The sequence below is a fragment of the Metabacillus sp. KH_069 genome (genome assembly GCF_057838075.1).
The window spans coordinates 2,627,956-2,647,206 of the sequence record NZ_CM174460.1 but is presented as its reverse complement, the minus strand read 5'-3'; the positions used below and the strand labels follow the sequence as shown (position 1 = coordinate 2,647,206).

General features: G+C 39.0%; 22 protein-coding genes, 2 pseudogenes and 1 riboswitch. Of the genes and pseudogenes, 17 read left to right on the top strand and 7 right to left on the bottom strand.

The features are described 5' to 3' along the window. The first annotated feature begins 48 nt into the window (after positions 1 to 48). Together AC3ISE_RS13105 and AC3ISE_RS13100 are read left to right on the top strand one after the other, a co-directional pair. Entirely contained in the window at positions 49 to 675 is a 627-nt protein-coding gene (locus AC3ISE_RS13105; protein ID WP_489221331.1) for a superoxide dismutase family protein, read from the top strand. A 414-nt stretch (positions 676 to 1,089) separates the two neighbouring features. Further along, positions 1,090 to 1,644: a hypothetical protein gene (locus tag AC3ISE_RS13100; RefSeq protein ID WP_489221330.1), complete on the top strand. Its 555-nt coding sequence runs from the start codon at positions 1,090 to 1,092 to the stop codon at positions 1,642 to 1,644. Between the two features lie 71 nt (positions 1,645 to 1,715). Here the strand turns inward: AC3ISE_RS13100 and AC3ISE_RS13095 are convergent, their stop codons facing one another. Further along, positions 1,716 to 2,192, bottom strand: coding sequence for a divergent PAP2 family protein (locus AC3ISE_RS13095; RefSeq protein ID WP_224771123.1), 477 nt, complete (start codon positions 2,190 to 2,192; stop codon positions 1,716 to 1,718). Between the two features lie 254 nt (positions 2,193 to 2,446). Here AC3ISE_RS13095 and AC3ISE_RS13090 point away from each other — a divergent pair, with 254 nt between their 5' ends. Next, entirely contained in the window at positions 2,447 to 2,662 is a 216-nt protein-coding gene (locus AC3ISE_RS13090; RefSeq protein ID WP_489221329.1) for a helix-hairpin-helix domain-containing protein, read from the top strand. A 37-nt stretch (positions 2,663 to 2,699) separates the two neighbouring features. Here AC3ISE_RS13090 and AC3ISE_RS13085 read toward each other — a convergent pair whose 3' ends face one another. Then, complete coding sequence (locus AC3ISE_RS13085; protein WP_489221328.1) at positions 2,700 to 3,464, bottom strand: hypothetical protein; 765 nt, start codon at positions 3,462 to 3,464, stop codon at positions 2,700 to 2,702. Positions 3,465 to 3,713: 249 nt separating this feature from the next. Between AC3ISE_RS13085 and AC3ISE_RS13080 the strand changes: the two are divergent. From AC3ISE_RS13080 to AC3ISE_RS13045, 8 genes and pseudogenes are all read left to right on the top strand, one after another. Beyond that, a pseudogene (locus AC3ISE_RS13080) lies at positions 3,714 to 4,106 on the top strand (GNAT family N-acetyltransferase); the annotation flags it as partial. Next, positions 4,103 to 4,549, top strand: coding sequence for an NUDIX hydrolase (locus tag AC3ISE_RS13075; RefSeq protein ID WP_489221327.1), 447 nt, complete (start codon positions 4,103 to 4,105; stop codon positions 4,547 to 4,549). The pseudogene AC3ISE_RS13080 and the gene AC3ISE_RS13075, both read left to right, overlap by 4 nt. A 2-nt stretch (positions 4,550 to 4,551) precedes the next feature. After that, a complete protein-coding gene (locus AC3ISE_RS13070; protein ID WP_489221326.1) occupies positions 4,552 to 5,292 on the top strand; it encodes a class I SAM-dependent DNA methyltransferase in 741 nt (246 codons plus the stop codon). A 172-nt stretch (positions 5,293 to 5,464) separates the two neighbouring features. Beyond that, the gene (locus tag AC3ISE_RS13065) at positions 5,465 to 5,950 is read left to right on the top strand and encodes a hypothetical protein (RefSeq protein WP_489221325.1); all 486 of its coding nucleotides are present in this window, start codon (positions 5,465 to 5,467) and stop codon (positions 5,948 to 5,950) included. A 200-nt stretch (positions 5,951 to 6,150) separates the two neighbouring features. Then, positions 6,151 to 6,831, top strand: a complete 681-nt coding sequence (locus tag AC3ISE_RS13060; protein WP_489221324.1) for a FadR/GntR family transcriptional regulator — start codon at positions 6,151 to 6,153, stop codon at positions 6,829 to 6,831. A 33-nt stretch (positions 6,832 to 6,864) separates the two neighbouring features. Then, positions 6,865 to 8,178 carry an MFS transporter gene (locus AC3ISE_RS13055; protein WP_489221323.1) on the top strand — a complete coding sequence of 438 codons (1,314 nt, stop codon included), beginning with the start codon at positions 6,865 to 6,867 and terminating at the stop codon, positions 8,176 to 8,178. Positions 8,179 to 8,207: 29 nt separating this feature from the next. Then, positions 8,208 to 9,196, top strand: a pseudogene (locus AC3ISE_RS13050) (ornithine cyclodeaminase family protein). Positions 9,197 to 9,358: 162 nt separating this feature from the next. Then, positions 9,359 to 10,270 (top strand): SDR family oxidoreductase, encoded by a 912-nt coding sequence (locus AC3ISE_RS13045; RefSeq protein WP_489221322.1) that lies wholly within the window; start codon positions 9,359 to 9,361, stop codon positions 10,268 to 10,270. Between the two features lie 133 nt (positions 10,271 to 10,403). Here the strand turns inward: AC3ISE_RS13045 and AC3ISE_RS13040 are convergent, their stop codons facing one another. Further along, positions 10,404 to 11,120: a vanadium-dependent haloperoxidase gene (locus tag AC3ISE_RS13040; protein ID WP_489221321.1), complete on the bottom strand. Its 717-nt coding sequence runs from the start codon at positions 11,118 to 11,120 to the stop codon at positions 10,404 to 10,406. 60 nt (positions 11,121 to 11,180) lie between these two features. Next, entirely contained in the window at positions 11,181 to 12,101 is a 921-nt protein-coding gene (locus tag AC3ISE_RS13035; RefSeq protein ID WP_489221320.1) for a S66 peptidase family protein, read from the bottom strand. Between the two features lie 256 nt (positions 12,102 to 12,357). Here AC3ISE_RS13035 and AC3ISE_RS13030 point away from each other — a divergent pair, with 256 nt between their 5' ends. Further along, the gene (locus tag AC3ISE_RS13030) at positions 12,358 to 12,915 is read left to right on the top strand and encodes a P-loop NTPase family protein (protein WP_489221319.1); all 558 of its coding nucleotides are present in this window, start codon (positions 12,358 to 12,360) and stop codon (positions 12,913 to 12,915) included. A gap of 185 nt (positions 12,916 to 13,100) precedes the next feature. Here the strand turns inward: AC3ISE_RS13030 and AC3ISE_RS13025 are convergent, their stop codons facing one another. Both AC3ISE_RS13025 and AC3ISE_RS13020 read right to left on the bottom strand, forming a co-directional pair. Further along, positions 13,101 to 13,262 (bottom strand): hypothetical protein, encoded by a 162-nt coding sequence (locus tag AC3ISE_RS13025; RefSeq protein ID WP_489221318.1) that lies wholly within the window; start codon positions 13,260 to 13,262, stop codon positions 13,101 to 13,103. A 2-nt stretch (positions 13,263 to 13,264) separates the two neighbouring features. Then, positions 13,265 to 13,630 (bottom strand): winged helix-turn-helix transcriptional regulator, encoded by a 366-nt coding sequence (locus AC3ISE_RS13020; RefSeq protein WP_489221317.1) that lies wholly within the window; start codon positions 13,628 to 13,630, stop codon positions 13,265 to 13,267. Positions 13,631 to 13,749: 119 nt separating this feature from the next. Between AC3ISE_RS13020 and AC3ISE_RS13015 the strand changes: the two genes are divergently transcribed. Beyond that, positions 13,750 to 14,244 carry a lactoylglutathione lyase family protein gene (locus AC3ISE_RS13015; protein ID WP_489221316.1) on the top strand — a complete coding sequence of 165 codons (495 nt, stop codon included), beginning with the start codon at positions 13,750 to 13,752 and terminating at the stop codon, positions 14,242 to 14,244. Between the two features lie 160 nt (positions 14,245 to 14,404). On the opposite strand, the gene AC3ISE_RS13010 is transcribed toward AC3ISE_RS13015, so the two are convergent. Beyond that, on the bottom strand, positions 14,405 to 14,962 hold the full coding sequence (locus tag AC3ISE_RS13010) for a hypothetical protein (protein ID WP_489221315.1): 558 nt from the start codon (positions 14,960 to 14,962) through the stop codon (positions 14,405 to 14,407). A 213-nt stretch (positions 14,963 to 15,175) separates the two neighbouring features. Between AC3ISE_RS13010 and AC3ISE_RS13005 the strand changes: the two genes are divergently transcribed. The 4 genes from AC3ISE_RS13005 (at position 15,176) to AC3ISE_RS12990 (ending at position 18,979) form a co-directional block, all read left to right on the top strand. Then, positions 15,176 to 15,751, top strand: coding sequence for a class I SAM-dependent methyltransferase (locus AC3ISE_RS13005; RefSeq protein ID WP_489221314.1), 576 nt, complete (start codon positions 15,176 to 15,178; stop codon positions 15,749 to 15,751). A 2-nt stretch (positions 15,752 to 15,753) separates the two neighbouring features. Beyond that, positions 15,754 to 16,440 (top strand): response regulator transcription factor, encoded by a 687-nt coding sequence (locus tag AC3ISE_RS13000; protein WP_489221313.1) that lies wholly within the window; start codon positions 15,754 to 15,756, stop codon positions 16,438 to 16,440. Continuing rightward, a complete protein-coding gene (locus AC3ISE_RS12995; RefSeq protein WP_489221312.1) occupies positions 16,437 to 17,507 on the top strand; it encodes a HAMP domain-containing sensor histidine kinase in 1,071 nt (356 codons plus the stop codon). Before AC3ISE_RS13000 ends, AC3ISE_RS12995 begins: the two co-directional genes overlap by 4 nt. 131 nt (positions 17,508 to 17,638) lie before the next feature. Next, positions 17,639 to 17,717, top strand: a riboswitch (ZMP/ZTP riboswitch). 62 nt (positions 17,718 to 17,779) lie between these two features. Further along, positions 17,780 to 18,979, top strand: a complete 1,200-nt coding sequence (locus tag AC3ISE_RS12990) for a phosphoglycerate dehydrogenase (RefSeq protein WP_489221311.1) — start codon at positions 17,780 to 17,782, stop codon at positions 18,977 to 18,979. Positions 18,980 to 19,251: the final 272 nt, after the last annotated feature.

Sequence of the window (19,251 nt, the reverse complement as noted above, 5' to 3'; positions counted from 1 at the left end):
TTACCATTCCTAATAAGTGGAACAAAGACAGTAAGGAGGAGTGAGAGTATGTCAAAAACATTGTTGAAATGGATGCTGCCGCTTTTTGCGGTAGGGATGACCATCGGATGTTCAGAGGGTACTTCAGACGATACGGAAAAAACAAATATGGAAGAAGCGGCTGAAACGGCAAATGAAGAATTGAAATCAGGCGCAATGGCTGAGATAAAAGATACGGAAAATAAAAATGTCGGAAAGGTTACGTTTACAGAGCATGAAAATCACATGATGATAGAAGCGAAAATGGAAGGGCTTGAACCTGGTTATCACGGTTTTCACATTCATGAAAAGGGTGTATGTGAACCTGATGCAGAAGGAGGTCCATTTACAACAGCCGAAGGTCACTTTAATCCTGATGAAAGCAGCCACTCTGAACATGCCGGAGATATGCCTTCCTTATTTGTAAATGAAGATGGCAAAGCTGAATTTTCAGCCGCATTTGACCGGGTAACCATGGAGCAGTTACTAGAACAGGAAAAAGCGATTATTGTACATGCAAATCCAGATAATGCTGCAAATATTCCAGACCGTTATCAATCAGAAGGAAAAGCAGGCCCTGATGAAGAAACGATGAAAACGGGCGATGCCGGTGACAGGCAGGCTTGCGGTGTGATAAAAAGTGTAGAAGAAAATTAAAGAGTTGAATTCTGATGAGAGCGATCGTTATGGATTTGGCTCTCTTTTTTTTATTGAAACCGATATACGATAGGGATCGCATAACAATGTTAACGTCTTTTTAATTTTGGCTCTTTTCGTAAATATTGTTGCTTTTAGACTAGATGTTTAAAACCATTAGTGCATTGTAGTGGAAGGAACTTGACTCCTGCGGGAAAATAGAGCGAAATGGAAGACCCCGCAGGCTCGCCGAGGAGGCTTCCACGCTCCCCGCGGAAAGCAAGTTCCTGCAGCGGAAAGGAACGGACAACTTTTATAATCAAAAACAACAATCTATGCGAAAACAGCCTTAATTTTTAATGTAACTTTCCAAATATTTCGAAACTAAATTCTGACTTCATTCGTATAAGTACTATTGAAAAGGAGGCAATGTGTTTGAACTATAAAAATTATGAAAAGAAACACGTTTTTGGAGTGATTGGTTTTTTGATTATTATCCTCATCCCTTATGCTTCAATATTAGTTCCTTTTATAGTAGCAGATGTCCTTTTTGCTTCTAACCTTACTTGGTTTTTTCAATTTTCTAATGAAACGTATTTGTTATACGGTGCGGGATTTTTATTGTGGGGGATTGCTGCATTAACTTTAGCCTTCAGAAATATTGATAAAAAGTCCATTGTCATCAGTGTTTTCATCTTATTTTTTAGTACCGCACCCTTAACATTTGGTGTCCTTCACCATAAAGAACTTAGTGATGAAGGAATTGCTTTTCATAACCTAATGTCTTTTGAAATTCAAAAGTACACTTGGGAAGAAATTGACCACGTTGTCTTTCATTTATCAAAAGAAAGAAGTAAGCCATCCAATATTGAAATTAGGTTTAAAGATGGAAAGCAAATTATGGTTGTAAAAAATGATCACTTCACAGCCAACTACCATTTGTTTACTCAGAAGATGAGAGATCACAACATCGCATATGCTGACGAATAATCTTGGATCTTACTATATAATTCAATAAAAAACACACCAATCACGATGTCCATTGGTGTGTTTCTTCTCGATTAAGCATCTTCAAGCTTAGCACTTGCCAGTCCAAGTAAAACCCCTAAAACGGCTCCGCCAACTACTTCTAAAGGCTGATGGCCAAGAACTTCTTTTAATTCTTCTGTTCGTTTGATATGACCGAGACCTGGAAGGTGCTCTGAAATAACCGCCATTTCGCCGTCAATATCGTTGATCAGTTTGGCAATTTCACCGGTATGGCGTCTAATTCCCTGAGCATCATACATTACGATGATTCCGAAGATTACGGCAATCGCTGTTTCAATGGAAGATGTTCCATTTTTCGCTGCTACATAAGAGGAAAGGGCAGCAACGCCTGCTGAATGTGAGCTTGGCATTCCTCCTGTGGTCACTACTTGTTTTATATCCCATTTTCCGGATAGCCTCTTGTATGTAAATACTTTAAGGCCCTGTGCAATGGCAATTGCACTTATAGCTGTTATGATTCCTCTGTTCATCTTCTTTTTCTTTTTCATTGCTGGGTTTCACCTCTTATAAGTAGTAAGTGCGCTGTATGTAATGCGAAAACTCTGATGTAGCATAAATACCCCTCGCAGCTTATTCTAAACGTTATTATTTTCTAAATCGTGATAATTATTTAAGCTGAGGGCAGTAAATAAATTTATAAAACGCGCTGTGTATAAAAGGGCAGGAAGGGAAAAAAGACTGGCTGAAGAATAATCAGTAAACCCTTTAAATGAACAGGGGAATTAATGAAGGAGGTTATTAAATGAAAGAAAGTGATCTTCCATTGAAATTAGCCAAGCCTGCACGCCGGGCGCTTGAAGGTGCCGGATATATGAGGCTGGAACAGGTTGCGGCGAAAAGCGAAGCTGAACTCTTGCAGCTGCATGGCATGGGTCCGAGAGCTATTGGGCAGCTGAGGGAAGCATTGGATGAAAAAGGGTTATCTTTTGCAGAATCAGAAGTTGCGAATAAAAACTGAAAAACAGCTAAAAAGCACACCGGAAAATGGTGTGCTTCTACTTTTTCACAATTTTAGAAGGATTGTTGATTTTATAAGGCACAGAAATCTCTAAAAGTAATGCCTCGTCTTCAACATCTTTTCCTTTAGGAAGGCTTTTCTTTACGATTTTACCGTTAAAATCAAGGTCATCTCCTGGAGCCAGTTCAAACTTTTTCAAGGTTTTGCTGTGTGAACACCAGGCAAGTCCAATTTCAAGCGGCTCATCGCCATCAATCCGTACATCTACGAGAACAACCACTTCGTCATTTTCTTCATTAAAGTGATTCCAGCTCAGGGCAAATTGCTTCACTTTCCCTGTAAAATGAACTTTGTCATCTGGCAGTGCAAGCTTGGCCGGTTTTTCTTTTTTCTCTTTTGCAGGTGTAGCAGGAGTTTTTATTTCTGATGCAGGCTCTGCTGGTTTAGTAGATACTTCAGGTTTTGGCTCCGACTTTTCAGCTTCAGGCTCCGGCTTCAGCTCTTTTCCGAAATTTGAGGACTGCATTTCTTTTAGATATGCAGGATGAATACAAGAAAGATTGCCATCCTGGAATTCAATGATGATTGTGTAATTAGAGTTTCCAAATGTTTGGTATCCTTTTATAGTGACAAGCCTCTGGTGGGTTCTGTCTTTATACCAGTACTCTTTTTTTACTCTGAGGCCCCATTCTTTCACTTTTTCTTCATAATCGCCTTCATCGTCAAATAATTCGTATTCTCCTGTTGGAGGAATATAATTCGTTAAGTTGGCGTCTTCAATATGAGGCAAAATGACTGCCATGCTCTCACGTCCTTTCATCTCTATTCTACAGGCTCTCATCATGGAAAAAAAGCGAATGGCATCATTAGATGAAATTTAGTGGATAAGAGAAAATGGATTTTGGATAATATTCACAAATAAAAGATATTTTGGTGTATCATTGGCATAGCGGTATAAAGGAGTAAAGTGGCTTAGATCTTCCATAATGAATAATAAAGTGGCGTTTCTTTTAATAGAATCGCCTTTTTCGCGGGGAAAGCAAGGTGATAAAAGCTCTTTTTTGACCATTTTCAAGATACTAGTTTAATCATTGAGAAAAATGGCCAAATCATTGGTTTCCTAATTGGTTTTTTGTCTCAATCAAAGAAAGGTGAAGCTTATATTCACTTTGTCGGCGTACATCCGGAATATAGGAAAAACAAGGTGGGACAACAGCTTTATGATGAATTCTTTAAAATAGTAATGAAGCATGGCTGCCACACTGTCCGCTGCATCACCTCTCCGGTAAACACTGGATCCATCCGATTTCACTTGAAGATGGGGTTTGAAATTTTAAGTGGTGACAAGACAGTCAATGGTATTCAAGTAAAGACAAAGTATGACGGAGAAAATAAGGATCGTGTCCAGTTCGTAAAAAGATTAAGTTTGGAGGAGACAAAATGAGAAAGGGAATCATTCGCCCTTTAGTTATTTGCCCTTTTCAAAAGGATAACCGGATTTTAGTGGCAGAAGGGTTTGACAAAAGCAAAGGGGATCATTACTATCGTCCAATCGGCGGGGGAATAGAATTTGGAGAAAGCAGCGCTGCTGCACTTGCAAGGGAAGTTGAAGAAGAAATCCAGGCAGCTATTTCTAATGTTTCCTATCTAGGAACCATTGAGAATATTTTTATTTATAACGGAGAAAAGGGGCATGAAATCGTCCAGGTCTGTCATGCAGAATTTACGGACCCGTCTTTCTATGAACTGGAATCGTTTGAAGGCATTGAAGATAATGGGACAGCTTTTAAGCTTTTTTGGAAGTCTTTAAATGAGTTTGAGGATGGAAACCTTCGTCTGGTTCCTGAGGATTTACTGGAACTGCTGAAAAGGAAGGGCGGGAACTAGACATGGAATACAAGGGTTCTGCGGCTTATGATCAACAAGAATTTTTTGATCGGTATATGCAAAGAAGGCATAGAACGGAAAGTCCAAATACGAGCATAGAAGAACCGTCCTTGTTTGAATTAATTGGAGAAATAAGCGGGACACATATATTAGATTTAGGCTGCGGAGATGCATCTCTTGGAATGGATTTGCTGAACTTGAATGTCAGTTCTTATATAGGAATAGATGGATCAGCAAACATGTGCCATAAAGCGGCTGAAACTCTAAAAGGTACAAAGGGGCGGGTTATCCAGTCCACAATAGAAGAATACGGTTTTCCGCAAGCTGAATTTGACCTTGTCGTTTCACAAGTGTCCCTCCATTACATTGAAGACTTTGCTGGAATCGCTAAAAAGGTTTATCAAACTTTGAAACCTGGCGGCAAATTTGTATTTAGCGTCCAGCATCCGTTGCTCACAGCTTCCTTTAAGAGCATGACTGAATCCGTCAGGAAATCTGATTGGATTGTCGATGATTATTTTCACTCAGGAAAGCGGATAGAACCATGGATTGGCGAAAAAGTAGTAAAGTATCACCGGACCACTGAAGAATATTTTACAGCTCTGAAGAATGCAGGTTTCTTGATTTCTGGGTTAAAAGAGGGCAAACCGCAAGCTGAAAACTTTAATGACCCAGAGGAATATAAAAGAAGAATGAGAATTCCATCGTTTTTGCTGTTTTCTTGTGAAAAGCGATGTGTATGAAGAATTTAAATAAAGAAGTATATAGTGTGAGTAAGTAAGTTTGCGTTCCTTCAAAATGAGGGGACGTTTTTCTATTCTTCAAAAATGGAAGTATCGTGATAGAGAAGAATAATAATTGATGGGAACGAGAAAATAATATTAAGAATAGGCAGTAAAACAGGGGGTGAAAACTTTGATAAATAAATTCATATTATGGACTGTACTTATCGCTCCGTGGTTTACTTTATTTTTAATTAAGAAGGAAAAGATAAAACGATTTATGCCCGCAGCCATTTTTGCCTCTTATTTAATGATTATCTATAACGTAATAGCGAATAATCAAAACCATTGGGTACTTAATGATCCCCTAATACCTTGGCTGGAACCTTTATTTGTTTCTGGTGTATTTGGAGCATTTCCAGTTATCACTATATGGGTTTTTTATTTTACATACGGAAAGTTTTGGGTGTATTTTGCTGTTAACATCGTCATAGATTTTATGTTTGCTGTTTTTCCTGTCCATTATTTGTTTCAAGAAGTATTAGGAATCTATGAGCTGGTTAATATAACTCCATGGGAACGTTTTATCTTATTTGTCTTTTTTTCAATTCTTCTTTATGGTTATCAGAAATGGCAGGATGAGGTTTTTAACGCAAAATTAAAAAACAGCAGCGGGTGATTCGCTGTACTTATGATAACAGCTGCCGAAATGGCGGCTTTATTTTTTTTATTCATAATTGAAAATTTCATGTTCCCCTGACAGTATTCGAAATGAATTTTATGATCAAAACTCGGTATAAAAATACATTTACTATTTTGAAAATTTAAAATATAATAACCTATATGATAGGTATACAGCATATGAAAGGGAGGAGGAAGATGCCTCTAGTTAAGAAACAATTGGTTCATGAATTAGCAGCAGAAGAAATTAAACGTTTGATTCAAAGCAGCGAATTACAAAAGGGAGATAAACTGCCCTCTATGGCAGATCTTGCAGTGAAATTTGGCGTTAGCCGGACGAGCATAAGAGAGGCGCTTCGGCAGCTTGAGGCTCACCAGTTCGTTGAAATTGTGAATGGAAAAGGAATCCTTGTAAAGGATGCAAATGCTCATCAGCTGCAAACCCGTATTTTTATTGAAAGTGAGCTGACTTTTTTGCTTCAGTTATGTGAAGTCAGGAGGGGGCTTGAAGGGCAGGCAATAGAACTTGCCGCAAGCAGAGCAACAGAGGAACAGCTGATCAGGATGGAGAAAAATCTTAGAATCTTTAAAAATGTCAAAACCTTAAACGAAGAATCTGTTCAGGCAGATTTTGATTTTCACCAAACTCTTTATGAAGCTTCCCACAATCCTGTCTTATACAAGATGATTGACACTGTATATGAATCGTTTAATGAGTTTTGGAAAAAAAATAAGAACTCGGATACCATTTTTGCAGATACCTATCAATTTCATGAAGATATCTTTTATTATGTGAAGAATAGGCAGCCAGACCTTGCCAGAGCAGCATTAAACCAAATGATTGATATTGTAGAATCAAGAGTAAAAGAATTGTTTTAAAGGGGAACTAATAAAAAACGGAGAGGTGTCAATATGGCTCAAAATAAAGGGGAAAACAAGATAGCTACAAAAGCATTGATAGCCAGTTTAATAGGAAGTTCGATTGAATGGTATGATTATTTTTTATATGGAACAATTGCCGCACTTATTTTCAGTAAACTTTATTTTCCGTCAGAGGATCCAGTGGTCGGTTTAATGCTTGCTTATACCTCTTTCGCTCTTCCATTTTTCATTCGTCCGTTAGGCGGAATCATTTTCAGCCATATTGGCGATAAAATCGGACGGAAAAAAACGCTTGTCATGACGCTATCGCTAATGGGAGGCGCTACTGTACTGATTGGATTGCTGCCTACATATGAAATGATCGGTATTTGGGCTCCGATTCTCTTAATCGTTTTGCGCTTAGTCCAGGGTCTGGGAATTGGCGGTGAATGGGGAGGAGCACTATTATTGGCAACAGAATATGCTCCGCCTAAAAAACGCGGATTTTTTGGAAGTATTCCGCAAATGGGTGTAACTATCGGACTGCTGCTTGGAACCTTATCGATATCGCTCATGACCCTGTTGCCTAATGCACAATTTGAAGCCTGGGGATGGAGGGTGCCGTTTATTCTAAGTGCTCTGTTGGTCTTTATCGGATTATGGATCCGCAACGGAATCGACGAAACTCCGGCGTTCAAGGAAGCAAAAGAATCTGGCACCATATCTAAAGTGCCTCTTATAGACACGTTCAAATATCATTGGAAAGAAGTTCTTGTCGCAGTAGGGGCAAAAGTAGTTGAAACAGCTCCATTCTATATTTTTGGAACATTTATTATTTCTTATGCTACGGGTACGCTGGGTTTTGAAAGAAGCTCGACATTGAATGCAGTAACAATCGCAACTTTAGTGACAACAATTATGATCCCGTTTATGGGTAAATTATCAGATAAGGTTGGCCGTAAGCCGCTCTATATAGGCGGAACAATCGCTATGATCCTTTTTGCATTTCCGTACTTTTACTTACTCTCTTTAGATTCTGTCCTTTGGTTAACTGTCGCAACTGTTATTGGGCTTGGAATTATTTGGGCACCAATCACTGCGGTATTAGGAACGATGTTCTCTGAAATTTTTTCAACAAGCGTCCGGTATACAGGTGTAACAGTTGGTTATCAGCTCGGTGCCGCAATTGCCGGAGGAACTGCTCCTCTTATAGCAACTGCATTGCTGAGTGCCTATAATAATTCATTTGTTCCCGTTGCCCTTTATATCATTGGTGCGGCCATCATCTCATTAATTGCGGTTTCATTTACTAAGGAAACTAGACCAATTGATACAGATGGCAAGCCTCAAAGCAAGGCCATGTAAGAAAACAAACAGACCAGGGAGTGGAAAAATTGCTGTTATTAAATGAACAGAAGATCAAAGAGCTGTACTCCATGGGAGATTGTATAGATGATGTAGAAAAAGCTTTCCGTTATGGCAGGGAAGGTAAAACAATTGCTCCAATCAGAATGTCTCTCCCGCATAAGAAGATGTCGGCAGAAACGCTATATATGCCATCTTATATTGAGGCAGAGGATTACACCGCCGTTAAGATCGTCAGTATTTTCCCGAATAATGCCGAAGAAGGAAGAAAAGTGCTTCAAAGCATCATTTTATTAACAGATGCGAAAAATGGAGAACATGTTGCGATGATGGATGCGAGTTATTTGACAGTACTCAGGACAGGAGCATCAAGCGGAGTGGCCACAAAGTATTTAGCACGTAAAAACTCCAAGATCTGTGCAGTTCTGGGATGCGGTGCGCAAGCGCTGGGACAAATACAGGCGATGATGGCTGTTAGAAGTCTGGACGAGATCATCTTATATAATCGCACAATCGAAAAAGCAGAACAATTAGGTGAAAAACTTCGTGCGCTTTATCCTGATTGGAATGGAACCATCATTTTTCAAAAGGATGCAAATAAGGCTGCAGAAAAAGCGGATATCATCATTTGCAGCAGTAAATCTGAAACCCCGCTGTTTGATGGTAATCTCCTAAAACCGGGAACTCACATTAATGCGATTGGCTCCTATCAGCCGCACATGCAGGAAGTAGATGTTCAAACGCTCAATAAAAGCAGCAAAATCGTTGTCGATACCATTGAAGGAGCCCTTCATGAAGCCGGTGATTTCCTCGTACCAATGGGTGAGGGATCTGGAATCCTTCAGCTATCTATGGGGAAATAGGAGAAATCATTTGTTCAGAAAAAGCTGCACGGACGAGCGAGGAAGAGATTACATTTTATAAGTCCGTCGGCATTGGCTATCTGGATACAATGGTAGCTGTTCAAGTTTATAAAAAAGCGATTGAAGCTGGTTTTGGGGAAGAGTTTTCTCTTTAAACATTATTAGCGGTAATACAAGCAGAAACGGGAGCTCCAGTTTAATAACTGGAGCTTTTCTTGTGTTAATAGAAAAGGTACGAAGTCTTAAAAAACTATGACAAAAAATATCGTGATTATTCATTATACTTAAAGATATTACATAAAAGGAGGCTCATATTAATGAAACCCTTAAAAGGAAAAGTTGCATTGGATGCTGGAGGAACAAGGGGAGCGGGAAGGGGCATTGCTATGGAATTAGGGGCTGCGGGAGCAATTGTCTATATTACCGGCCGAACTACAAGAAATCAAATCTCTGAGTACGGGCGTCCCGAAACGATTGAAGAAACTGCAGAATTAGTGAATAGCTTAGGCGGGACGGGTATTCCGGTTCAAGTTGACCATCTTGTTCAAGAACAAGTGGAGTCATTGATAAAAAGGATAGAGCTGGAACAGGGGAGATTGGATATATTGGTCAATGATATTTGGGGAGGAGAGTATTTAACAGAATGGAACAGTCCAGTATGGCAGCAATCGCTGGATAAAGGTTTTAGACTGCTTCGTCTTGCTATTGATACTCATATCATGACAAGTCACTTTGCACTTCCTTTAATGATTAAAACCAAAGGAGGGCTAGTGGTAGAAATGACGGACGGAATAGAGGAATACAATCACAATCATTATAGATTATCGCTCTTTTATGACTTAGCAAAGAGTTCAATCATTCGAATTGCTAAATCACTTGCACATGAACTCGCTCCATATGAATGCACAGCTGTATCTGTAACACCTGGATGGATGCGCTCAGAAATCATGCTTGAAGAGTTTGGTGTGAAGGAAGAAAATTGGCATGATGCATGTGAAAAAGAACCCCATTTTGTGATTTCTGAATCTCCGCGTTTTACAGGAAGAGCAATAACGGCCCTTGCAAATGATCCTGACAATTTCCAAATGAGCGGGAAATCATTTTCTAGCGGAGAGCTCGCTAAAAAATACAACTTTTATGACATTGATGGTTCTCAGCCGGACTGCTGGAGATATTTAATTGAAGTTCAAGAGGCAGGTAAACCTGCCAATGCAGATGGATATAGGTAGTTTTTAAATATAAGGAGGAGGTTATTATAAAACGATTAACAACAAAAGCAACATCTAAAAAGAGTTGCTATTGTTCTGTGATTTATATAAATCTATAGACTTGCCTTCCATATGAAATGAATACGTTTCAATCCTAGCGAAATTCACTGAGATTTTGTGACTTCATTACTTTTAATACGATACCGCCGATTTGCCTGCCTAATCTCAGCCCTTCATCATTATCTGCCTTAAAATGTACGCCGGCATACAAACGTGATAAAGCGCATTCTTCCATGATGTTTTTTATTCCTGATGCTTCTCCCGGAAAGAAATAACTTAATACCGATTCTGCACATCCTGCAACAGCGGCGTGTGCAGATGGGTAGGCTGGAAAGCGCGGGGTAGTCAGGACAGCAGACATGTTTCTGCCATATTGATTTGGACGTGCCACATCCCAGGCATATTTAAAATACCAGGACATAACAAAAGCATCATTAACAGAAGCCTGAAAATAGGCGAGTACTCTGGCAATATGCGGTGACCCCAGTCCGTATTTTTTGGCTAAAGTGAAAATCATGGGAGTCATATTCTGTGTTGCTTCGACCGTTCCCCAGTAATTCGCGATGTGTATTTGCTGAGACGTCAGGGAAGATAATGTTTGTTCAACAATTAAAAGTTCTTTTCCCCAATCTACCTCCATAGGATTTTTAATTTGCCAGGTAATACGCTGCTGAAAGGGATCCAGGAATTCGTTGGTGCTTTGCCTATTAATAAAAAACATGGGATAAGTTGCTGGTGCCGGATAACCTTTAGGAGGGGTTTGCTCTCCCTGGTAAGGATATGCAGACCATCTTCTGTAAGTTGTTCTCATTTATCTGCCCCACCTTGTATTTAGGAGTAATCATCCTCACTGAACAAAATCCATCTATCACTAAGAAACGCTTGGTTCAAGCACAGTCAGTGTATTATCTGTGGAATTAAGATTAACATTAGCACCTATTGGAATAGCAGCTTTATAAAACCCATGCCCTGTTGCAAGGTTGATGATCAGCGGTTTTCCAATTGGGACTAACAGAGAATTTATTAAATCTTCATAATCAGTATCATAAGATACAAGGCACTTCGTACATTCTCCCATAATAATGCCAAGACAATCCTGAAATTTCCCTGACATCATTAACTGAGTAAGATAGCGAAAAATCATTGTAGTAGGTGCATGGGTGTCTTCTAAAAAAAGGATTTTGCCTTGTGTATTAATTTCAAAAGGAGTACCAAGGGTATTGACTAAAGAAGTCATATTTCCACCCACTATTGGACCTGTTACATTTCCTGGCACTAAACTCTTCAGGAGAATATCTGGCGGGTTCTCTATCATTCTTGGAGAATTCAATGTGGAAACTGCTTCAAAGAATTGATTGAAATTATAAACGGGTGTCTCTATTCTAAAATCGATCAGCATTAGGCTATGGAACGTAATTAAATCACTAGATAGATACAAACTATTTAATAATACGGTTATGTCACTATATCCAGATATAATTTTAGGGTTTTGTTTTATAACATCAAAATCCAGGAAAGGAAGAATGGTCTGAACCCCCGTCCCTCCCCGTGTGGATAGGATCATTTTGACACTCGGATTTTTGAACATATCCATGACATCTGCGGCTCTTTCCTCAGCAGGTGCAGCTGTGATGCCCTCATAGGAATAAACATGTTTGCCGAAAACAACATTGTAGCCCAAATCTTTCAAATACTGGACTCTGTCATTAATAAGTTTTGTATCAAGAGGGCTGCCGGGCGTCACCAGCCCAATCGTATCCCCTCTTTGCAGCAACGGAGGTCTTATTGCCATATTTTCCTCCCCCTGATTTCGCTTCAATTATAATTTACGATAATAAAAGGTATTAAAAGGTGCTCTGATATATGTCATATTCATGAAAACTACTGATTGGGCAGTTCCGCTTTTCGTAAACATTAATCCAATTGGATGACAATTGCCATGTCTGAGGAACATGTTCATTTATATGCTTGGAGACAGTTATGTTAATAATCAGAAGGAATTCTCCATACAAAAAGCGAATAAATTTTGACCCGAGGTGATTGAACAGTTGAATTCAAAAACTCCAAATAAAATACGGATAATCGGCTCCGTCGGCAGCGGAAAAACAACGCTGGCAAGAGAGTTATCCTCTATATTGAATATTCCTTATTATGAATTAGATAACGTCGTCTGGAAGAGGGATCAATCAGGTGATGTTAAAAGGACAGATGCAGAAAGAGATCATTATTTAAAATCGATTATCGCCTCTGGTACTTGGATTATTGAAGGGGTTCATAGCGAAAAATGGGTTTCTGCCAGTTTTCATCAAGCGGTTTTGATCATTTTCTTAGATCCGCGATATTCTGTGAGAAATTACCGGATTATGAAAAGGTTTTTCCTGCAAAAACTTCGAGTAGAAAAATCAAACTATAAGCCAACGGTGAAAATATTTGTAAACATGTTTAAATGGAACCGTTATTTTGAAGAAAAGGGGAAACCTAATTTCTATCAATCTTACGCAAAATACAGAAACAAACTATTAGTCATATCTACTGATCGTGATGCAGCGGATTGCTTGGAAAGATTCAGAAAGAATCTTGTAAGACAGAAAGTGAGCCGAAAATGAACGGAGAACCTGAGTGTGACAGGTTCTCCATTTGTTTGACGGCGTTATGAAATTAATTCACAGGGTTTCCAATTTAATTGGAGGGGTTTTGAAATTAATTCATGGGGTTTCAAAATTAATTGGAGGGGTTTTGGAATTAATTCAAGGGGTTTCCAATTTTAATTGGCGCGCTTTTCGAAAATGCATTATTCCCCGCCGCTCGAATAACGGTTATCTCCCATGATTACATTCTTGTCTTCTCCCGGACGGTGACTGACAGTTTTTCTGTTGGACGTATTCTTTCTTCTTACATCAATTAGAAATGCTAAACCTAATATTCCACCCAATAAACCGATCAGCCATACCATAATTATTCCTCCCCGGATTTTTCAGATTCGTCCCATTGCGCAGTTCCCCACAAATGCATTTGCTCAAGGACTGGCATTAGCGTTTTTCCTTTTTTGCTCATCGAATATTCCACTTTTGGAGGCATCGTGTTATATTGCTTCCGCTCGATAAATCCATCATCTTCAAGCTCTTTTAATTGCCTGCTCATCACTTTGTGAGAGACACCGGTCAGTAATCTGCGGAGCTCATTGTAACGCAGCGTGCCATCTTTTCCTAAATGCCACAGGATAACAGTTTTCCATTTTCCTCCAATCTTGCTTAATGTATATTCAATGGAGCACTTGAGCTTTCCTTCCTTATTTACAGGTGTTGTCACCGAAACATTCATTCCTTTCTTACCTCTATGATAGTATCTGACATAAAAGTGCATACTTACATCATAGAAACTCATTCGATACAATAAATGTGCTGGTGAATAAATACTACAGCCGAGGAGGAGTTTTATCAATGTTAACCTATCCTAGATCATTTTCTCATATAGGCCTTTCCGTTCCGGACCTGGACAAGGCAGTTAAATTTTATACAGATGTGTTTGGCTGGTATGTCTTAATGGAGCCCTCAAAAGTAGAAAACGATGATTCAGCCATTGGCCAAATGTGCCGCGATGTGTTTGGAGACGAGTGGGACACATTCAGAATTGCCCATCTTTCGACTGGTGACAAAATTGGCATTGAACTGTTTGAGTTTCCTCATAACGAGAAACCGGAGAATAACTTCGAGTACTGGAAAACAGGAATCTTTCATTTCTGCATCCAGGATCCTGATATCGAAGGCATGGTTAAAAAAATTATTGAACATGGCGGCAAACAGCGGATGCCGATCAGAGAGTATTACCCTAATGAGAAGCCATTTAAAATGGTTTATGTGGAAGATCCATTCGGAAATATCTTTGAAATTTATACACACAGCTATGAGCTGACGTATTCAGAAGGGGCATATTAATAGAAGGAGAGTTTAAAGGGCCGGTTTCGGTCCTTTATTCTTTTGTTAAGGAGTTCGTAAAGCTTGCCATCATATTATTTAACTGGCTAATTTAAATTTGTTATTAAAATTCACAAAAAGAACCAAATTTGGTCCTTTTTGAGTTGGCTTATTAAATTGTTCAATTGCCCGCTCTTAAAATATCCGTTAAGCCATTGTCATTTATGTACTGGAATCCCTCGATTTTCCCTTCGTCTTTTGAAGAGAAGAGGACTTCACCTTCTACGTTTGCCGTTTTTTCTTCATCTCCATTTTTCTGATAACCGACCTCTGCTATAAAGGTATAAAGAGTTGGATGATTCTCGCTTTGGTTAATCTTAATAGTATTAAGACTTAACTTAAATCCATTTTCGTAAGCAAAAGATGAATATTGAGACGCAATTGTATTTAAAAAGGGATTGAGATAAGAATCTGTCATGTATGGTCCGTATACTTCTGCTATATATTTATCCAACTCTGGGTTCTCTTCTTGATTATTCACCACAGTCCGATATTTAGGATTCTGCAATAGATCAATAAACTTCTCATCTGGCCCGGTAAAAAGGTGCTCAATAACTTCGGTAATTGCTGTCTTATGCTGGTTTTCCTCTTCTTTTTGAGAGCAAGCAGCTACTGTGAAACCTGACATGATCAACATTAAACATATAAATAAGGACTTTACTTTGTTATTATTTTTCAACTTAACACCACCGCCTTTTTAAATGTAGTACGTTTAAAACGGGTTAAAGTTTCAAAGAATTATCTGAATTATGGAAAATGAGGCGCGAAAAATAAGTATACGACGGATTCCTCGCTTTGGTACTTTGTTAAGGATTCTTAAGAATTTCTCCGGGTAAATGTTAAGATTTGACCTTTATGATCAGAACATACCAATAAACACGGAGTGATGAAAATGAATTCTATAGCTTTTTTCTTTCAATATATAAATAAACCGAAATCGGTGGGAGCTCTATTTCCGAGTTCATCAAAGCTTGCGGAGCGGATGACAGAACATATTGATTTTCAAACTGCTGACTATATTATAGAATATGGGCCGGGTACGGGCATTTTTACGGATAAATTAATTAAAAAGCGAAGAAAAGAAACGCAGATCATTTTAATTGAACAAAATGCAGCGTTTTGCAGCATGCTAAAAAAGAAGTATTTAAACGAAAAGAACCTGATTGTGATCCATGGATCGGCAGAAGACACGGGGAAATACATGAATCAGTATAAAATACCTGCTGCAGACTATATCGTTTCCGGACTACCTTTTGCTAGTCTGCCAAAGGATCATACGCTCTCAATTCTGGATGAGACCAGACGAATCCTTGGAGATAAGGGAACATTCATTACCTTTCAATACAGTCTTTTAAAAAAGAATTTAATCGGTCAGTACTTTAGTGAAATGAGCTGCCAAAGAGAATACCTGAATATACCGCCGGCTTATGTATTGAGCTGCAGCAATGGCATAAAGGAGAGTGAATAAATTTGGCGGGAAAGATTTTAATAGTTGATGATGATAAAGAGATACGAAAACTGATCTCTATTTATATTGAGAATGAAGGAATCACCGCATATGAAGCAGATAATGCGATAGAAGCACTTAACATGCTGGATAAAGAAGTGTTTGACCTTATCATTTTGGATATTATGATGCCTGAGATGAACGGAATCGAAGCATGCATGAAGATCCGAGAAGAAAGAAACATGCCGATTATTATGATTTCTGCCAAATCGGAGGATATGGATAAAATTCAAGGGCTGGCATCTGGAGCTGATGATTATCTGACGAAGCCATTCAACCCGCTGGAGTTACTGGCGAGAGTAAAATCGCAGCTGAGAAGATATAGAAAATACAATGAAAAGGCAGAGGAAGACAGCCGAATCATTGAAATAGGAGATTTGGTCATCAATACAGATACTTGTCAGGTGCATGTCAGCGGAAAAGAAGTGAGGCTGACTCCAAAAGAATTTGATATCTTGACCCTGCTTGCCGTAAATAAAGGAAATGTGATGAACGTTAGAAAAATCTATGAATCCGTCTGGAAGCAGGATTTTTTCAAGTCCGATAACACGGTAATGGTGCATATTACGAAGATCAGAGAAAAAATAGAAGAAGATCCTAAACGCCCATTATACATAAAAACGGTATGGGGAGTCGGGTACAAGATATGAACAATTTTTGGAACAGGCTGAGTGTAAAGCTGCTTTTTGCCATCGCCGTCAGTTTTTTACTCACACTTGTCTCTTTATCTGTTTTCTCAAATCTTTTAGTAAGGTACATCATCGTTGAACCGATCGAAGAGATGAGCATCCTTCAGTACAATCTGTTGATTTTCATTACCTTCACAATCACCATCTTACTTTTTATTGTATGCTTCTGGCTTTTAATCAGAAAAAAAATCGCCTATCTAAATTCCATTACTGAAGGAGTCCAAAGCATTGCTAACGGGAACCTGGGTTATGCCATTGAGGTAAAAGGGAAAGATGAGCTCTCTGATTTAGGCAAAAACATCAATCGGATGTCAAAAGAGCTGCAAACGAAATTTCTCCATGAAAGAGAAATCGAACGAACTAAAAACGATTTAATAACGAGTATTTCTCACGATCTCAGAACGCCATTAACTTCAATTATCGGCTATATTGAACTGCTGCGGCACAGGGAAAGATTAAGTGATTTTGACCTAAGCACGTATATAGAGACCATTCATGCGAAGTCACAAAATTTAAAACATTTGATCGATGAACTGTTCACATTCAACAAATTAACAAGTCCCGATATTCAAATCAAGATCGATGAGGTCGATTTAACAAGTGTCATTGACCAATTTGTCGGAGAATATATCCCGATATTGGAAACGGAAGGACTTCAAGTGGAGAAAACCATTTATGAAGAAACTCTTCCAGTCCGGATGGATGTAGAAAAAATGATTCGGGTCTTCGACAACCTGATGTCAAATGCTTCAAAGTACAGTTTAAAACCTTCGACGATTAAAATTTGTCTGAAGTCAAAAGAAAATCGTGTTCTGTTTTCCATTTCTAATCAAGTCATAGAAGCACCTGCACAGGATCTTGATAAATTATTTGACCGTTTCTACCGGGCAGATCAGGCAAGAAAAGAAGATGGCGGGACTGGACTCGGCCTTGCTATCGCTAAAAGAATTGTTGAACTGCACGGCGGTTCGATAGGAGCAGCATTTGATGAGGGCTGGATGACTTTTACAGTGGAAGTTCCATATTAAAAGGGCAATCCACCCGTGTTTTTATAGAGAATTATTAAATGTTTAGATAGACATTTTTATTAGAAAATTATAAATAAAAACATTTTTCGGTTGAAGGCTGGTTAAGAAATTGATAGAATGGAAGAAATCAAAAGACTATGTGTAACTGGCGAAACGCGGATTACCGCGGGGGAGCACATAGTGTCGCAGCCGTTCGCCTGGGCAGAGGTAAGGGATTTATCCCTTGCCTCTTTCTGTTTATTAAAAAACTATGATAAAAAAAGGAGAAAAATATGAGCACAATTACATTAGACACAGTAAAAAAAATTAAAACATTAAATAATATTGCAGAAGGCGGTTTAAATGTATTTCAAAAGGATACATTTATGGTCGATAATGATTGTGAAAATCCTGATGCCATTATGGTTCGCAGCTTTAATATGCATTCAATGGAATTCGGTCATCAATTAAAAGCGATCGCCAGAGCCGGTGCAGGTGTCAATAATATTCCTGTCGATAAATGTACAGAGCAGGGAATAGTGGTTTTTAATACCCCTGGTGCTAATGCTAATGCTGTAAAAGAAATGGTTTTAGCATCATTAATGGCTTCATCACGCAACCTATTTGCCGGTGTTTCATGGACAAAGACCTTAGAAGGCGAAGGAGAACAAGTTCCACAGCTTGTGGAAGCAGGAAAAAAACAATTTGCAGGAAAAGAAATTAAGGGTAAGACTCTTGGTGTCATAGGATTAGGTGCAATCGGTGCACTTGTAGCGAATGATGCGATTGCTTTAGACATGGATGTGATTGGCTTTGACCCATTTATCTCTGTTGATACAGCCTGGAATTTATCACGTAATGTTCAACGTGCGTTAACCATTGAGGAGCTGTTTGCAAGCGCTGATTATATTACAGTACACACGCCATTAACTGATGACACAAGGGGAATGTTTAACCAAGCAACATTCAGCATGATGAAACCAGGTGTACATATTTTGAATTTCTCACGGGGGGAACTTGTGAATGAAACGGATATGGAAGCTGCACTTGAATCCGGCATAGTGGGTCAATATATTACAGACTTTCCAAATGAAAATGTATTAAAAATGAAAAATACTGTGTGTACACCACATATTGGGGCCTCAACAAAAGAATCTGAGGAAAATTGTGCAATTATGGCGGGGCGCCAGATAAGGGATTTCCTGCAGACAGGAAACATTAAAAACTCTGTGAATTTTCCAAATGCCTGCCTTCCATATTCAGGTAAGCAGCGAGTGGCAGCTTTCCATCAAAACGTTCCCGGCATGGTTGGAAAGATTACATCAGCCATCTCAAGCTATGATTTAAACATCGCAGATATGGTGAACAGAAGCCGCGGTGATTATGCCTATACAATGATTGACATTGATACGAATGTAACGAACAATATCATTCCCCTTTTGGAGGAAAAAATCAACTTGATTGAAGGCATGATTACAGCACGTTTTATCTAAAGGCTGTTTTATGAAAGCTCTTTTCATAAACTTTGTTGCTTTTAGACTAAATGTTTAAAATATGAGTGGATTGTAGCGGAAGGAACTTGACTCCTGCGGGAAATAGAGCAAATTGGGAGACCCCGCAGGCAACGCCGAGGAGGCTCCCATGCTCCCCGCGGAAAGCAAGTTCCTGGAGCGGAAAGAAACGGACAACATATATAATCGAAAACAGCCCTTACGAAAGACACGAGGTAAAAAGAACTCTCCGGATATCCAGAGAGTTCTTTTTA

Coding starts and splice junctions, on each gene's coding strand:
- AC3ISE_RS13105 (WP_489221331.1), top strand. CDS start 49: ATGTCAAAAACATTGTTGAAATGGATGCTGCCGCTTTTTGCGGTAGGG.
- AC3ISE_RS13095 (WP_224771123.1), bottom strand. CDS start 2,192: ATGAAAAAGAAAAAGAAGATGAACAGAGGAATCATAACAGCTATAAGT.
- AC3ISE_RS13090 (WP_489221329.1), top strand. CDS start 2,447: ATGAAAGAAAGTGATCTTCCATTGAAATTAGCCAAGCCTGCACGCCGG.
- AC3ISE_RS13085 (WP_489221328.1), bottom strand. CDS start 3,464: ATGGCAGTCATTTTGCCTCATATTGAAGACGCCAACTTAACGAATTAT.
- AC3ISE_RS13075 (WP_489221327.1), top strand. CDS start 4,103: ATGAGAAAGGGAATCATTCGCCCTTTAGTTATTTGCCCTTTTCAAAAG.
- AC3ISE_RS13070 (WP_489221326.1), top strand. CDS start 4,552: ATGGAATACAAGGGTTCTGCGGCTTATGATCAACAAGAATTTTTTGAT.
- AC3ISE_RS13060 (WP_489221324.1), top strand. CDS start 6,151: ATGCCTCTAGTTAAGAAACAATTGGTTCATGAATTAGCAGCAGAAGAA.
- AC3ISE_RS13055 (WP_489221323.1), top strand. CDS start 6,865: ATGGCTCAAAATAAAGGGGAAAACAAGATAGCTACAAAAGCATTGATA.
- AC3ISE_RS13045 (WP_489221322.1), top strand. CDS start 9,359: ATGAAACCCTTAAAAGGAAAAGTTGCATTGGATGCTGGAGGAACAAGG.
- AC3ISE_RS13040 (WP_489221321.1), bottom strand. CDS start 11,120: ATGAGAACAACTTACAGAAGATGGTCTGCATATCCTTACCAGGGAGAG.
- AC3ISE_RS13035 (WP_489221320.1), bottom strand. CDS start 12,101: ATGGCAATAAGACCTCCGTTGCTGCAAAGAGGGGATACGATTGGGCTG.
- AC3ISE_RS13025 (WP_489221318.1), bottom strand. CDS start 13,262: ATGGTATGGCTGATCGGTTTATTGGGTGGAATATTAGGTTTAGCATTT.
- AC3ISE_RS13020 (WP_489221317.1), bottom strand. CDS start 13,630: ATGAATGTTTCGGTGACAACACCTGTAAATAAGGAAGGAAAGCTCAAG.
- AC3ISE_RS13015 (WP_489221316.1), top strand. CDS start 13,750: ATGTTAACCTATCCTAGATCATTTTCTCATATAGGCCTTTCCGTTCCG.
- AC3ISE_RS13005 (WP_489221314.1), top strand. CDS start 15,176: ATGAATTCTATAGCTTTTTTCTTTCAATATATAAATAAACCGAAATCG.
- AC3ISE_RS12995 (WP_489221312.1), top strand. CDS start 16,437: ATGAACAATTTTTGGAACAGGCTGAGTGTAAAGCTGCTTTTTGCCATC.
- AC3ISE_RS12990 (WP_489221311.1), top strand. CDS start 17,780: ATGAGCACAATTACATTAGACACAGTAAAAAAAATTAAAACATTAAAT.